Annotated in this window: 12 protein-coding genes and 1 pseudogene; 7 read left to right on the top strand and 6 right to left on the bottom strand. The window is 48.3% G+C overall.

Annotated elements, in window-relative coordinates:
• Positions 1 to 12: 12 nt before the first annotated feature.
• The 3 genes from CTN_RS03175 to CTN_RS03165 form a co-directional block, all read right to left on the bottom strand.
• Entirely contained in the window at positions 13 to 1,131 is a 1,119-nt protein-coding gene (locus CTN_RS03175) for an ABC transporter permease (RefSeq protein WP_015919130.1), read from the bottom strand.
• Between the two features lies 1 nt (position 1,132).
• Complete coding sequence (locus CTN_RS03170) at positions 1,133 to 2,116, bottom strand: ABC transporter permease (protein ID WP_038066901.1); 984 nt, start codon at positions 2,114 to 2,116, stop codon at positions 1,133 to 1,135.
• Between the two features lie 97 nt (positions 2,117 to 2,213).
• A complete protein-coding gene (locus CTN_RS03165) occupies positions 2,214 to 3,488 on the bottom strand; it encodes an RNA-guided endonuclease InsQ/TnpB family protein (protein WP_015919128.1) in 1,275 nt (424 codons plus the stop codon).
• A 275-nt stretch (positions 3,489 to 3,763) separates the two neighbouring features.
• Here CTN_RS03165 and CTN_RS03160 point away from each other — a divergent pair, with 275 nt between their 5' ends.
• Positions 3,764 to 6,931 carry an endo-1,4-beta-xylanase gene (locus CTN_RS03160; protein ID WP_041437546.1) on the top strand — a complete coding sequence of 1,056 codons (3,168 nt, stop codon included), beginning with the start codon at positions 3,764 to 3,766 and terminating at the stop codon, positions 6,929 to 6,931.
• Positions 6,932 to 6,983: 52 nt separating this feature from the next.
• Here CTN_RS03160 and CTN_RS03155 read toward each other — a convergent pair whose 3' ends face one another.
• Entirely contained in the window at positions 6,984 to 7,427 is a 444-nt protein-coding gene (locus CTN_RS03155; protein ID WP_038066855.1) for a hypothetical protein, read from the bottom strand.
• 11 nt (positions 7,428 to 7,438) lie between these two features.
• Positions 7,439 to 8,794, bottom strand: coding sequence for a glucuronate isomerase (gene uxaC, locus CTN_RS03150; protein ID WP_015919125.1), 1,356 nt, complete (start codon positions 8,792 to 8,794; stop codon positions 7,439 to 7,441).
• A gap of 101 nt (positions 8,795 to 8,895) precedes the next feature.
• Here uxaC and CTN_RS03145 point away from each other — a divergent pair, with 101 nt between their 5' ends.
• The 6 genes and pseudogenes from CTN_RS03145 to uxuA all read left to right on the top strand — a co-directional run bounded on the left by CTN_RS03145 (position 8,896) and on the right by uxuA (position 14,045).
• Positions 8,896 to 9,636 (top strand): IclR family transcriptional regulator, encoded by a 741-nt coding sequence (locus CTN_RS03145; protein ID WP_038066853.1) that lies wholly within the window; start codon positions 8,896 to 8,898, stop codon positions 9,634 to 9,636.
• 63 nt (positions 9,637 to 9,699) lie between these two features.
• Positions 9,700 to 10,044 (top strand): annotated as a pseudogene (locus tag CTN_RS10060) (2-dehydro-3-deoxyphosphogluconate aldolase); the annotation flags it as partial.
• 16 nt (positions 10,045 to 10,060) lie between these two features.
• Positions 10,061 to 10,318: a bifunctional 4-hydroxy-2-oxoglutarate aldolase/2-dehydro-3-deoxy-phosphogluconate aldolase gene (locus tag CTN_RS10055; RefSeq protein ID WP_015919123.1), complete on the top strand. Its 258-nt coding sequence runs from the start codon at positions 10,061 to 10,063 to the stop codon at positions 10,316 to 10,318.
• Positions 10,315 to 11,334 carry a sugar kinase gene (locus CTN_RS03135; RefSeq protein WP_038066847.1) on the top strand — a complete coding sequence of 340 codons (1,020 nt, stop codon included), beginning with the start codon at positions 10,315 to 10,317 and terminating at the stop codon, positions 11,332 to 11,334. Before CTN_RS10055 ends, CTN_RS03135 begins: the two co-directional genes overlap by 4 nt.
• 12 nt (positions 11,335 to 11,346) lie before the next feature.
• Positions 11,347 to 12,966: a D-mannonate dehydrogenase UxuB gene (gene uxuB / locus CTN_RS03130; protein WP_015919120.1), complete on the top strand. Its 1,620-nt coding sequence runs from the start codon at positions 11,347 to 11,349 to the stop codon at positions 12,964 to 12,966.
• On the top strand, positions 12,963 to 14,045 hold the full coding sequence (gene uxuA / locus CTN_RS03125; protein ID WP_015919119.1) for a mannonate dehydratase: 1,083 nt from the start codon (positions 12,963 to 12,965) through the stop codon (positions 14,043 to 14,045). The genes uxuB and uxuA overlap by 4 nt, the downstream gene beginning before the upstream one ends.
• Positions 14,046 to 14,069: 24 nt before the next feature.
• Here uxuA and xynB read toward each other — a convergent pair whose 3' ends face one another.
• Positions 14,070 to 15,110, bottom strand: coding sequence for a xyanlase XynB (xynB, locus tag CTN_RS03120; protein ID WP_015919118.1), 1,041 nt, complete (start codon positions 15,108 to 15,110; stop codon positions 14,070 to 14,072).
• Between the last annotated feature and the right edge of the window lie 51 nt (positions 15,111 to 15,161).

Below are 15,161 nucleotides of genomic sequence, written 5' to 3'. Positions count from 1 at the left end.
ACTCTCCTCCCTTCACGTCTTGTATGGATCGGCGGCGTCCCTCAGCCCGTCTCCGACGAAGTTGAAGCACAAAACGGTGACGATCACAAACAGACCGGGTATCAAAAGCCACGGGTAGAGTGCAACGGTCCTGATGTTCTGAGCTTCCTGAAGGAGAACTCCCCAGCTAATAGCAGGTGGCCTCAACCCCAGACCAAGGAAACTGAGCCCCGTCTCACCCAGTATCATTCCAGGAACAGCGAGCGTGGCAGATGCTATGAGATGACTGGTCAGAGATGGCAGCATGTGTTTGAATATGATTCTCCATTCGGAGGCTCCAGCGAGTCTTGCCGCAACAACGAAATCCTCTTCTTTGAGAGAGAGAAACTTACTCCTCACAACCCTTGCAAGTCCAGTCCAGCCTATCAGCGAGAGAATCACCGTGATAGCGAAGTAAACCTTTATCTGAGACCAGTACCTTGGAAGAGCAGCAGCGAGCGCCATCCAGAGAGGAATGGTCGGAATACTGATGATGAACTCTATTACCCTCTGTATGAAGTTGTCAACCTTGCCTCCGTAGTATCCGGAGATGCCCCCTATGACGATCCCCAGAACCATGCTGATGAACACCCCGACCAGCCCGATCGTGGTGGAGATTCTCGCACCGTACAGGATTCTGGAGAAAACATCCCTTCCGAGTCTGTCCGTTCCAAAGAGAAAGACCACACCATCTTCCACTCCGAAGAAATGAATATTTGACTCCCAGACGTTCCAGAGTTTGTACTTGTCACCATGGACGAAGAATTTAATTCTATATATCTTCGTTCTGTCTTCTTTGTAGATCCTTCTGAAAGTCTCCGGATCTCTTTCCATCTTGTAACCATAAACGAACGGGCCTATGAATTTTCCCTCGTGGAAAAAGTGTATCCTCTGAGGAGGAGCGTACACGTATCTTGCGAAGATTCTGTTCGGGTCGTATGGGGAGAAGAACTCACAGAAAATTCCCAGCACGTAGAGAATCCCTAAGATGATCAGACCAATGATCGCGAGTTTATTTTTCTTGAACCTCCACCACATCAACTTCCACTCGGACGCAAGATACAACTCCTCCACCTTTTCCTTGTTCTTCCGCTTCTTCCACACACCTATCACCTCATTCGAATCTTATTCTGGGATCGAGCCAGGCAAGCAGGATGTCGGATATGAGAGTACCTATGATCGTGAACACACTCAAAATCAGAACGAGACTACCGGCAAGGTACATGTCCTGGGACGTGAGCGCATCGAGAAGGAGCGTCCCCACAGTGGGAAGGTTCAGCACAATACCGGTCACCACCGCTCCCGAGACTATCTGTGGAAGCGCCCAACCTGCGGTGGAAGCAAATGGAATAACCGCCACCCTCAGAGGATACTTCCAGACGAGTTCCCTCTCAGGAACACCCCTGGCCCTCGCAGCAACCACATAGGGCTTGTTTATCTCATCTAAAAGATTTGCCCTCAGAACCCTTATGAGACCCGCCATACTTCCTGTACCTATGACAACAACAGGGATCCATATGTGCTTCAAAAGATCAACGAACTTTGCCCAGGACCAGGGAGCATGTGCGAACTCAGCAGAGAACAAACCTCCCAGGCTCACACCTGTTGTCACGAACACCACCCACAGGAGGATCAAAGCGAGCAGGAAGTTCGGTGTGGCAAGCCCTATGTAACCCAACACCGTGAAGATGTAATCACCCATGGAGTACTGATGTGTTCCAGAGTAGACACCTATGAGAAATCCAAAGACCCAGGCGAAGGCGGTTGAGAGGATGGAGATCAGTATTGTCCACCAGACCCTCTGATTCAGAAGTTCGCTGACGGGTTTTTCCCACATGAAGGAATAGCCGAAATCTCCTCTCAGGATACCACCGATCCAGTAAAAGTAACGAACTATCACCGGTTTGTCCAGACCATACCTTTTCTTCAGAACTTCCAGAGCCGCCTGGTCGATCGTTTCTCCACTTTGCCTGAGTGTCATGACGTAGGTGGTGAGATAGTCTCCTGGAGGAAGTTCGATGATGATGAACGAAACGATTGAGATGATGAACAGTAGCGGAATGGCGTAGAGAACTCGCTTGACTATGTAGGTAAGCACCCAGTACACCTCCTCAGGGGAAGATCAGGACTGAAAAATTACAGGCGCAAACATCATCCTTTCTTTCTTTTGACGTCCTCCCAATCCCCTGAAGGGGTCAGGAGGTTTTTACCCACTCGAAGGTGGGCTTCCACGGTGACCACATGGCCACCGGGCAACGAAGGTGTGAGTTGTACCTCACACCAACGGGGGACGCCAATGCCCCTACTACCAGGCCCTCGCCTGTATACTTTTTCCTGATGTTCAATGCCCCTACCGCATCCCTGTGCCATTCAAAACCACAATCTGTGCACCTGAAGTTCCTCGTCGATGTTTTGTGTCTTTTGCCACAGACAGGACACGTCTGTGATGTGTAGGACTCGTCAACAAAGACCACTTCGATACCGAGTGCTTCTGCTTTGGTCTTGATGAGATCAGAAATCTTTCTGAACAGCCATTGATGGATCTTTTGATTCACTTTGGTACTGTAATCAACCCTGTCTCGTATACCTCGAAGGTCTCCGATTACGATGGTGCCTACTCCAAGTGACAGACACCATCCAGCAAAGTGCGTTGTGTACTTGTGGAGGATGTCTTTGATCTGGTTTTGAATCTTTCCAAGAAGCCTTCTTTTTGCCCTCACAAGTTTTCTGTATCGTCTTGAACCAACCTTTTTCCTGGACAGTTTCTTTTGAAGATCAGCAAGTTTTTTGTTTCGATATTGAAGTTTTGAATTCAATACTCCTCCGTTGTAGAGAACTGCTCTGTCTTCTGTTGAGGCAGTTATTGGATGAACAACTCCAAGGTCGACACCAACTATCTTACTACCAGAGATGTTCGTCTGGCTTTCGAATGAGACTGTCACATGGAAGAAATATTTGTCTTGTCTTTTGTCGTAGACAAGTTCGACACGTCTTATGTCCACTTCCTTTGGAAGGGTTGTTGGAATGTACAGAGGGTTACTGCCGTTTGCCATCGAAAGTCTCAAAGTTCCATCTTCAAGAAGTTTTACTGCCTGGTTTTTCCAGACAACGTTTGTGTACTTTGGTGTTCTAAAGGGTGGTCTGAGCCCTTGGTTTGTTTTACTTGCCTTGAAGTAACTCTTGAGGGCTTTGAAGTATCTTTCCACCAGGGCCTGTTTGGTCTGAGAGTGAAGGGGAATGTTTTGTGCCCATCGAAGGATGTACTTTTGTACTGTGTTCATAGAAAGCCAGAAGCCTTTTTTCCTGTGGATTTTTCTGACAAGAGAAACTGTCTTGCTGTATACTCGTCCAGCAAGTTTTGATAGTTCTTTACATTTTTGGTAGTACTCAGGTGGTGCAGGGAATTTGTATGTTTTCATATGTTTTGCCATGTTCTGCACCTCTGGTGCTATATTAACACTTCTTGCCATTCATCACGATCCCATAAATGGGATGTGCTTTCTGGCAAGTTTTCTGTAATAGATTTTTTTCTGAATAAATTCTATATCATGTCGTCCAAAAATTTCAAGTGCGATTATCATCGATTATCTATGATTATCAGCGAAAAATACCAATTATTTGAAAATATCATCGCTTTTCTAATTTGAAAGCCTTTTTCACAATTATGGTATAATTCTTCATCGGAGAACGTTATTTTTTCTCCGTAAGAAATAACTTAACAATTAAGAAGGAGGTGTGTGGGTTCATGCGAAAGAAAAGACGGGGATTTTTGAATGCTTCAACCGCAGTGCTGGTAGGTATCCTTGCAGGTTTTCTCGGAGTGGTCCTTGCAGCCACAGGAGCTCTGGGATTCGGCGGTAAGGGAGTCTCTCCTTTTGAAACAGTTCTTGTCCTGAGTTTTGAAGGGAACACAGACGGTGCTTCCCCCTTTGGAAAAGACGTGGTTGTCACCGCTTCACAGGATGTTGCAGCAGATGGAGAATACTCACTGAAAGTGGAAAACAGAACTTCCGTATGGGATGGAGTAGAGATCGATTTGACCGGAAAGGTCAACACAGGAACCGATTATCTGCTTTCCTTCCATGTCTATCAGACTTCCGATTCTCCGCAACTTTTCAGCGTTCTTGCAAGAACGGAAGACGAAAAGGGTGAAAGGTACAAGATACTGGCCGACAAGGTCGTGGTACCGAATTACTGGAAGGAGATCCTTGTTCCATTCTCGCCAACCTTCGAAGGTACTCCAGCGAAGTTCTCTCTGATCATCACCTCACCCAAGAAGACAGATTTCGTCTTCTACGTGGACAACGTCCAGGTCCTCACGCCAAAGGAAGCAGGCCCGAAGGTTGTTTACGAAACCTCCTTTGAAAAGGGCATTGGAGACTGGCAGCCAAGAGGCAGTGACGTGAAGATTTCCATTTCTCCAAAAGTGGCACACTCTGGAAAGAAATCACTCTTCGTTTCCAACAGACAAAAAGGCTGGCACGGAGCTCAAATCAGTTTGAAGGGAATCCTGAAAACCGGAAAGACTTACGCCTTCGAAGCATGGGTCTATCAGGAATCCGGTCAGGATCAGACGATCATCATGACGATGCAGAGAAAGTACTCGTCCGATTCAAGCACAAAATATGAGTGGATCAAAGCGGCAACTGTTCCTTCAGGACAGTGGGTTCAACTGTCTGGAACGTACACAATCCCTGCCGGTGTGACCGTGGAAGACCTCACGCTCTACTTTGAGTCTCAGAATCCGACCCTTGAGTTCTACGTGGACGATGTGAAAGTAGTGGACACCACTTCTGCCGAGATAAAGCTCGAGATGAATCCGGAAGAAGAGATACCCGCTCTCAAGGACGTTCTCAAGGATTACTTCAGAGTGGGTGTTGCACTTCCGTCCAAGGTCTTCATCAACCAGAAGGACATAGCGCTCATCTCCAAACACTTCAACAGCATCACCGCCGAGAACGAAATGAAACCAGACAGTTTGCTTGCAGGTATCGAAAACGGCAAACTCAAATTCAGGTTTGAGACAGCCGACAAGTACATCGAATTCGCACAGCAAAACGGCATGGTTGTGAGGGGCCACACACTGGTATGGCACAATCAGACACCCGAGTGGTTCTTCAAAGACGAAAATGGAAACCTTCTGAGCAAAGAAGAGATGACAGAAAGGCTCAGAGAATACATACACACCGTTGTTGGACACTTCAAGGGGAAGGTCTACGCATGGGACGTTGTGAACGAAGCGGTCGATCCAAACCAGCCGGATGGACTGAGAAGATCGACGTGGTATCAGATCATGGGGCCTGACTACATAGAACTTGCGTTCAAGTTTGCAAGGGAAGCAGATCCCAATGCGAAACTCTTCTACAACGACTACAACACCTTCGAACCCAAAAAGAGAGACATCATCTACAACCTTGTGAAGAGTCTCAAGGAGAAAGGACTCATCGATGGAATAGGCATGCAGTGTCACATCAGTCTTGCAACGGACATCAGGCAGATCGAAGAGGCCATCAAAAAGTTCAGCACTATCCCCGGTATAGAAATTCACATAACCGAACTCGATATAAGCGTCTACAGAGATTCCACTTCCAACTACTCAGAAGCACCAAGGACAGCTCTCATCGAGCAGGCCCACAAGATGGCACAACTTTTCAAGATCTTCAAGAAGTACAGCAACGTGATCACGAACGTCACGTTCTGGGGTCTCAAAGACGACTACTCCTGGAGGGCAACAAGAAGAAACGACTGGCCACTGATCTTTGACAAAGATTATCAGGCAAAACTCGCTTACTGGGCGATTGTGGCTCCCGAAGTACTTCCACCCCTTCCAAAAGAGAGCAAGATCTCCGAAGGAGAAGCAGTGGTGGTGGGAATGATGGACGATTCCTACATGATGTCGAAGCCGATAGAGATCTACGATGAAGAAGGGAACGTGAAGGCAACGATCAGGGCGATATGGAAAGACAGCACGATCTACGTATACGGAGAGGTTCAGGACGCGACGAAGAAGCCAGCGGAAGATGGAGTAGCGATCTTCATCAACCCGAACAACGAAAGAACACCATACCTGCAGCCGGATGACACCTACGTTGTGCTGTGGACGAACTGGAAGAGTGAGGTCAACAGGGAAGACGTAGAGGTGAAGAAATTCGTTGGGCCTGGATTCAGGAGGTACAGTTTTGAGATGTCGATCACGATACCTGGTGTGGAGTTCAAGAAAGACAGTTACATAGGGTTCGATGTAGCGGTGATAGACGACGGGAAATGGTACAGCTGGAGCGACACGACGAACAGCCAGAAGACGAACACGATGAACTACGGAACGCTGAAACTTGAGGGAGTGATGGTGGCGACGGCGAAATACGGAACACCGGTCATCGATGGAGAGATCGACGATATCTGGAACACGACGGAGGAGATAGAGACGAAATCGGTTGCGATGGGATCACTGGAGAAGAACGCAACGGCGAAGGTGAGGGTGCTGTGGGACGAGGAGAATCTGTACGTTCTTGCGATAGTGAAGGATCCGGTTTTGAACAAAGACAACAGCAATCCTTGGGAGCAGGATTCGGTGGAGATCTTCATAGACGAGAACAACCACAAGACAGGTTACTACGAAGACGATGATGCGCAGTTCAGGGTGAACTACATGAACGAGCAGTCGTTTGGGACGGGAGCGAGTGCGGCAAGGTTCAAGACGGCGGTGAAGTTGATCGAAGGAGGCTACATAGTAGAGGCGGCCATCAAGTGGAAGACGATCAAGCCGAGTCCGAACACGGTGATAGGCTTCAACGTGCAGGTGAACGATGCGAACGAGAAGGGTCAGAGGGTTGGTATCATCTCCTGGAGTGATCCAACGAACAACAGCTGGAGAGATCCTTCAAAGTTCGGAAATCTCAGGCTCATCAAGTGATATCCCCTAGTTGTGTGCGATTGTGAACAAAACCCCCGCTCTGCGGGGGTTTTTATATGGTATGGAGACGCTCACTTCTCAGATACCTGGAGGAGACAAGAAGAAGACCACCTGTAATGAGCTTTGAGAAGTAACCTATGATTTCCGATGCTCCCAGTCTGTAGCCAACGGAGAAGAAGAACGGTGACTGAAAACCAGACCAGACGAGCATGAGCATCCCGGAGACCATGAGAAACGCCCTCAGAAGATCTCTTACACCGTCTTTCGCCTTCTTTCTGAAATAATCCTCACTGAACATGAAAACCCCCAGAAAGACAATCCCCAGAACGATCACCACGAATTTGTCCACGGCATTTATGGTCTGAACACGAGCGTTTGTGAGCCCAAGAACTGTGAAGAAGAACCTCCTTCCCTCCAGGAAGATCACATAGAATCCAAAAGCCCCCGTCACCGCGAGGAAGAGATAGGCGAAAACGTAATTAAGGATCTTTCTCATGTTTTCCCTCCTCATCCGAAGAAGAGAGCCTTCGGACCGTCGTAACAGACGTGTTTCACCAGTTCCTTCGCTTCCCTGATGGGAATCTGGCCCCTTTCGACCATCTCACCGACAACACTCGAAAGAACCCTCCTGAACATCTCCGTTCTGGAGCCGAAAGAGAGAAGTTTTCTCGAATCTGTCACCATTCCCGCCAGGTTGTACAGAAGATCAACCGAGGCAACGTACTTCAGGTGCATCTCCATACCGAACGGGCTGTCGTTGAACCACCAGGGAGCCCCTATGTAGACGTTCGGAAAGGCACGGGCGATGGTCGCTATCGTTGGAAGATGCGTGGGATCAAGTACGTAGAGGACGATCTTGAGTTTTCCATCGAACTCGTTCAGGAAGTACCTCAGTCCTTCTGCGATCTTCAGAAAGTTCGTTGAGATATCTCCGCCTGAATCCGGCCCGAGCGTTTTGAGGAGACTGTCCCTGTAATCTCTCAGTGCACCGATGTGAAGCTGTGTCACCCAGCCGGTCTCCTGGTTCATCTTCCCGAACTGAACCATCATGAACGCCTTGTAGTCTCTGATTTCCTCAGGATCGAGTTCTTTTCCTCTGAACACCTTTTCGTGGATTTTTCTGGCGGTCTTTTCGCCAACAAAATGTATCGATGGTTCCAGAAGGGCGTGGTCACTCGCCACACATCCGTGCTCTTTGAAATGTTCGTGCGACTTCCAGAGAGCACTCAGGAAACCTTCGAGTGTGGAGGTGTCTTCGTTGTATATTTCACCGATCTTCTTCACGTAATCTTTCCAGTCGCTCTTTTCCACGTTCATCGCCCTGTCGGGACGCCAGGTGGGAAGTATCGTCACGTCCTTTATCGTCTCTCTGGCCTTTCTGTGATACTCCAGAGTCGAGATGGGATCATCCGTTGTGCAGAGGATCTCCACCTTCATATCCTTGAGAAGTTTCTGGGGGGTCATTTCGGGGAGCATTCTCTTTGTTTCTTCCCAGATCTCTTCTGCCGTCTCTTCTGAGATCACCTTCTTTACGTTGAACCTTCTCCACAGATCGAGGTGAATCCACTCGTAAGTTGGATTCCCCACAAATTTTGGAAACACCTTCGCAAGCGCAAGCCACTTTTCTCTGTTGCTTCTGGATCCCGTTATGTACTCTTCTGGAACCCCGCACCTTCTCATGAGCTCCCAGACGTAGTGATCCGTTGCACCCTCAACCTCCCAGATGTCGTTCCAGGGTTTGTTTTCGACGATGTCCTTTGCATCCAGATGGTTGTGCGGATCCACGATGGGAAGATCTTTCACCTCGCTGAAAAGCCTCACCGCTGCCCTGTTCGTCAAAAGGTAGTCCTCTCCAAGGAACATAGATCCACCTCCACTGTGAAAATGATTTTCTCAAAAAGAAAATCTTCATGGTATTATTATAATTGATTGTGCTGTGTGAACGAAACCAGGGAGGCGAAAAGTTGAACACTCTCAGGAAAGCCCTGGAAATACTCGATTTCATCGTGAAAAATCCCGGTGATGTGAGTGTCACAGAAGTGGCGGATAGATTCGGCATGAGCGTTTCGAACGCGTACAAGTATCTCGTCGTTCTTGAAGAAAAAGGTCTTGTTCTCAGAAAGAGGGACAAAAGATACATCCCGGGATACAAGCTGGTGGAGTATGGTTCTCTTGTTTTAAGGAGGATCGATCTGAGGGATATTGCACACGATCACCTGGTTGAGGTGATGAAGAAAAGTGGAGAGACCGTTCACCTCATCCTGAAAGATGGCTTCGAAGGAGTGTACATCGACAAGGTGGAGGGAGAACACAGTCTTCCTATGGTCTCGAGGGTGGGAATGAAGATAGATCTTTATTCCACAGCCTCTGGGAAAGCGATACTTGCCTTTCTGCCGAGTGAAGAACTCGAAGAGTATCTCAAACTCGTTGAGATGAAACCAAAAACCCCAAACACCATAACAGATCCCAGGATGTTGAAAAGAGAACTCGAAAAGATCAGAAGGAGAGGATACGCGGTGGACAACGAAGAGAACGAGATAGGCATCATGTGTGTGGGTGTCCCCATCTTCGACCACAGAGAGTATCCCATCGCCGCCATGAGCATCTCAGGAGCAGCGCGGAAGTTCACAAAAGAAAAGATAGAGGAGTACGCGAATCTTCTTGTGGAAATCGCAGAAAAAATCTCGAAAAAACTTGGATATTGAAGCGTGAAGTTTTTCTGGTATCTTTTTCTATGACCATCAATTAAACATCAAATATCAGGAGGGATGAAGATGGAAGAACTCTTCAAGAAACACCAGATCGTGGCCGTGATGAGAGCAAGTAGCGTGGAAGAAGCAAAAGAGAAAGCACTGGCCGTTTTTGAGGGCGGAGTCCGCATGATCGAAATCACCTTCACGGTTCCGGATGCGGACAAGGTCATCAGGGAGATCTCCTTCCTGAAAGAAAAAGGAGCTGTTGTGGGAGCAGGCACCGTCACAAGCGTAGAACAGTGTAAAAAAGCCATAGAAAGCGGAGCAGAGTTCATAGTCAGTCCTCACCTGGATGAAGAGATCTCCAGATTCTGCAGGGAAAAGGGAGTTTTTTACATGCCAGGTGTCATGACACCAACCGAACTCGTGAGGGGCCATGAAGCTTGGACACACGATTTTGAAGCTCTTCCCTGGAGAAGTGCTGGGCCCCACCTTTGTAAAAGCGATGAAAGGACCCTTCCCGAATGTGAAGTTCGTCCCGACGGGAGGAGTGAATCTGGACAACGTGTGCGAGTGGTTCAAGGCGGGAGTTCTCGCTGTGGGGGTTGGAAGCGCCCTTGTGAAAGGAACCCCGGACGAGGTAAAAGAAAAGGCAAGAGCGTTTGTTGAGAAGATCAGGGGGTGCACAGAATGAAGGTAGTGACGTTCGGAGAGATCATGCTGAGACTCTCTCCACCAAATCACAGGAGGATCTTTCAGGCGGAAAGCTTCGATGTTACCTACGGCGGTGCTGAAGCGAACGTGGCTGCCTTTCTTGCACAGATGGGAGTTGATGCGTACTTTGTAACGAAACTTCCAAATAACCCGCTGGGAGACGCTGCAATTGGTCACTTGAGAAAGTTCGGTGTGAAAACGGATTACATAGCAAGGGGCGGAAACAGAATTGGTATATACTTTCTAGAAATAGGAGCTTCCCAGAGGCCCAGTAAAGTCGTCTATGACAGGGCTCACTCTGCCATTTCAGAAGCTGGAAGAGAGGATTTTGACTGGGAGAAAATACTGGACGGTGCCAGATGGTTTCACTTTTCCGGAATCACCCCTCCCCTTGGAAAGGAGCTCCCTCTCATCCTCGAAGATGCTCTGAAGGTTGCCAAGGAGAAAAATGTGACCGTGAGCTGTGATCTGAACTACAGGGCAAGGCTCTGGTCGAAAGAGGAAGCCCAGAAGGTGATGATCCCGTTCATGGAGTACGTGGACGTTCTGATAGCAAACGAAGAGGACATAGAGAAGGTTCTGGGAATACCCGTTGAAGGACTCGATCTGAAGACGGGGAAACTCAACAGGGAAGCCTACACAAAGGTTGCCGAGGAGATTTCGAAGAAGTATGGCTTCAAAACGATAGGAATCACATTGAGAGAGAGCGTCTCTGCTACTGTAAACTACTGGTCTGTCATGGTTTACGAAAACGGAAAGCCACACTTCTCAACAAGGTATGAGATACACATAGTCGACAGGGTCGGTGCAGGAGACAGCTTCGCCGGTGCTCTCATCTACGGAAGTCTGATGGGATTTGAGCCACAGAAGAAGGCAGAGTTTGCAGCCGCCGCATCCTGCCTCAAACACACGATACCCGGTGACTTTGCAGTCCTAAGTGTGGAAGAGATTGAAAAACTCGCCTCTGGAGCCACCTCCGGCCGGGTAGAAAGATGAGGAGGTGAAAATGTGCGTCTCAGTAGAGAAACGGTGAATGAAAAACAGGCCTGGGAAAGAATAGGTGTCAGGCCTCCATACTTCGACCTTGATAGCGTGGAGAAGAACACGAAAGAGCGACCGAAATGGGTTCATTTCGGTGGGGGGAACATCTTCAGAGGGTTCGTTGCCGCCGTTCTTCAAAACCTCCTGGAAGAGGGAAAGGAAGACACCGGCATAAACGTGATAGAACTCTTCGACTACGAAGTCATTGACAGGGTCTACACACCCTACGACAACCTCTCCATAGCGGTCACCATAAAACCGGACGGAAACTTTGAAAAAAGAATCATAGCGAGTGTAATGGAAGCCCTCAAAGGAGATCCCGCACATTCTGACTGGGAGAGAGCAAAAGAGATCTTCAGGAGTCCTTCACTTCAGCTTGCATCTTTCACCATCACCGAAAAGGGATACAACATCGAAGATCAGGCCGGAAACCTCTTTCCCCAGGTGATAGAAGACATGAAAAACGGACCAGCCTCACCCCAGACATCGATGGGAAAAGTCGCTGCGCTGCTCTATGAAAGGTTCAAAGCAGGAAGACTCCCCATCGCACTTCTCAGTCTTGACAACTTCTCCAGAAACGGTGAAAAACTCTACAGTTCTGTGAAGAAGATCTCACAAGAGTGGGTGAAGAACGATCTTGTGGAGAGAGAGTTTCTGGATTATCTGGAAAAAGATGTTGCCTTCCCCTGGAGTATGATAGACAAGATCGTTCCGGGACCATCCGAGTTCATCAAGAAGCACCTGGAAGAACTCGGCATCGAAGGAATGGAGATCTTTGTGACATCTAAAAAGACACACATCGCACCGTTTGTGAACATGGAGTGGGCACAGTATCTGGTGATAGAGGACACCTTCCCGAACGGCAGGCCAAAACTCGAAGGTGCAGACAGAAACGTCTTCCTGACAGACAGAGAGACCGTTGAAAAGGCAGAAAGAATGAAGGTGACAACCTGTCTCAATCCACTCCACACCGCACTGGCGGTGTTTGGATGTCTTCTGGGCTACAAAAAGATAGCAGATGAGATGAAAGATCCTCTTCTGAGAAGACTCGTAGAAGGTGTGGGAGAAGAAGGTATAAAGGTCGTGGTGGATCCCGGTATCATCAACCCGAGGGAGTTTCTGAACGAGGTAATAAACATCCGACTGCCCAATCCTTACCTGCCAGACACGCCTCAGAGAATAGCGACGGACACCTCTCAGAAGATGCCGATCAGATTCGGCGAAACCATAAAGGCATACCACGAAAGGCCCGATTTGGATCCGAGGAATTTGAAGTACATTCCCCTTGTGATAGCGGGATGGTGCAGATATCTCATGGGAATCGACGATGAAGGAAAAGAGATGCAGTTGAGCCCAGACCCTCTGCTCGAAAACCTCAGATCTTACGTTTCGAAGATAAAGTTCGGTGATCCCGACTCTGTGAATGATCATCTGAAACCGATCCTTTCCAGCCAGCAGCTTTTCAGAGTGAACCTGTACGAAGTTGGACTTGGAGAAAAGGTGGAAGGACTGTTCAAAAAGATGATCACAGGACCTGGCGCGGTGAGAAAAACACTCGAAGAAGTCATCGGGAGGGAAGATGAATGAAACTTGTCTTCAGATGGTTCGGAGAAAAACACGACACAGTAACCCTGGAACAGATACGCCAGATCCCGGGTGTGGAGGGAGTGGTCGGTGCACTCTTTGACATCCCTGTGGGAGAAGTCTGGCCCCTTGAAGAGATCATGAAACTCAAGGAAACCGTTGAAAGGGCTGGCCTTAAGCTGGAGGTTATCGAGAGTGTGAATGTCCACGAAGACATAAAACTGGGACTTCCAACAAGAGACAGGTATATAGAGAACTACAAGGAAACGATCAGAAATCTGGCAAAGGCTGGTGTAAAGGTAGTTTGCTACAACTTCATGCCTGTCTTTGACTGGATGAGAACGGATCTTCACAAAAAACTCCCGGACGGCTCTGAAACGATGGAATACGACCACAGTCTCATCGAGGGAGTCACTCCAGACGAACTGATAGAACGTGTGAAGGAAGGATCTGAGGGATTCGTCCTTCCTGGATGGGAGTGGGACAGACTGGAAAAATTGAGAGAAACGTTTGAACTCTACAAAAACGTTGATGAAGAAAAGCTTTTTGAAAACCTCGTTTATTTCCTCGAGAGGGTCATTCCCGTCTGTGAAGAATGCGACGTGAAACTCGCCATACACCCGGACGATCCACCATGGAGCATCTTCGGCCTTCCAAGGATCATCACCAACAAAGAGAACATTGAAAGACTCCTCAAAGCAGTCGACAGTCCATACAACGGTATCACGCTGTGCATGGGCTCACTCGGTGCGAACCCGGAAAACAACATCCCTGAGATGATCAGGTATTTCGGAAAGATGGGAAGGATTCACTTTGCACACGTGAGAAACCTGAAGTTCACCGGCGAAAAAAGCTTCTACGAAACGGCCCATCCATCTTTCTGTGGCTCGCACGATCTATTTGAGGTGATGAAGGCGTTTCATGATATAGGCTACGAAGGGTACATCCGTCCGGACCATGGAAGACTGATCTGGGGAGAAAAAGCACGGCCTGGCTACGGTCTCTACGACAGAGCACTCGGTGCCACCTACATCCTCGGTCTCTGGGAAGCGATTAGCAAGATGAAAGAGAGGTACTGCTGAGAAGAAAGGGGGCATCGCCCCCTTTTATCTTTCCTTCAGTTTTTCCTCCATGAGTTCCCTTATTGCAAAATAGCACGGTTTTGGGTTGTAGTTTTCATCGAAGATCAACGCCTTGCCGTAACCTTTGAAGAAACCCGGCACCCAGGAGTATTTGTCTGTGAATCCCCAGAACTGGATCGCCCTGACAGCGGGGTTGTCCAGACAGATCTCGAAGATCCTCCTGTAGACTTCCGCCTGTTTTTTCAGATAGTACTCTACCGATCCACCAAGGGGAATCCTCACGTCCATCTCCGTGATGTAGATCTGAAGCCCAAGCTCTGCGAATCTTTCCAGGTTTTTCTTGAAACTCTCGTAGTTGATTCCCCTGTAATCTATATGCATCTGAAACCCTATTCCATCTATGGGAACTCCTTTTTCCCTCAGGTTCTTTATCATGTTGTAGACGAAGTTGGACTTGGCGTTGATCTCTTCGATGTTGTAATCGTTGTAGATGAGAATCGCATCCGGATCTGCTTCCTTTGCCCAGATGAGGGCCTTTTCAATGTACTCAGGACCGATCGTTCTGTACCATATGCTTTCTCTGTAGGTTCCAGAGTCACTCACCGCTTCGTTCACAACATCCCAGATCTTCACTCTGCCCCTGAAGTGAGATACCACCGTCTTTACGTGATCTTCAAGAATGTTCAGGAGTTCTTCTTTCGACCACTCCTGGCCTGTGAGCCATCCAGGAAGCTGGTTGTGCCAGACGAGGGTGTGACCGTGCACAATCATATCGTTTTTCAGGGCAAATTCAACATGTTTTTCGGCAGGTTCAAAGTTGTATCTGTTTCTTTCCGGATGGATGGTGTCCCACTTCATCTGGTTTCCGGGCGTGAGGATGTTGAACTCTCTTTTTGCAACTTCCATGTACTTTTCTGCGTCGGGAAGAGACCAGAAGTTGTTCCCTGCTGCAAATCCGATGTGAATGTTCAACTTCTCTGCGAGCACTCTCAAGGGAACATCCTGTGAACCGAAGGACGAAACACACCCGATCAGAAGTAACAGCAGAGCAGGCAACCCTTTCATAACATGAAACCTCCTTTTTCATTTGTGTACGGAAATATGATACCATAAAGA

It is taken from the genome of Thermotoga neapolitana DSM 4359, from assembly GCF_000018945.1.
In the GTDB taxonomy this organism is placed as follows: Bacteria; Thermotogota; Thermotogae; order Thermotogales; family Thermotogaceae; genus Thermotoga; species Thermotoga neapolitana.
Note: the sequence above shows the minus strand (reverse complement) of the source record. Positions and strands in the feature narration are given on the sequence as shown.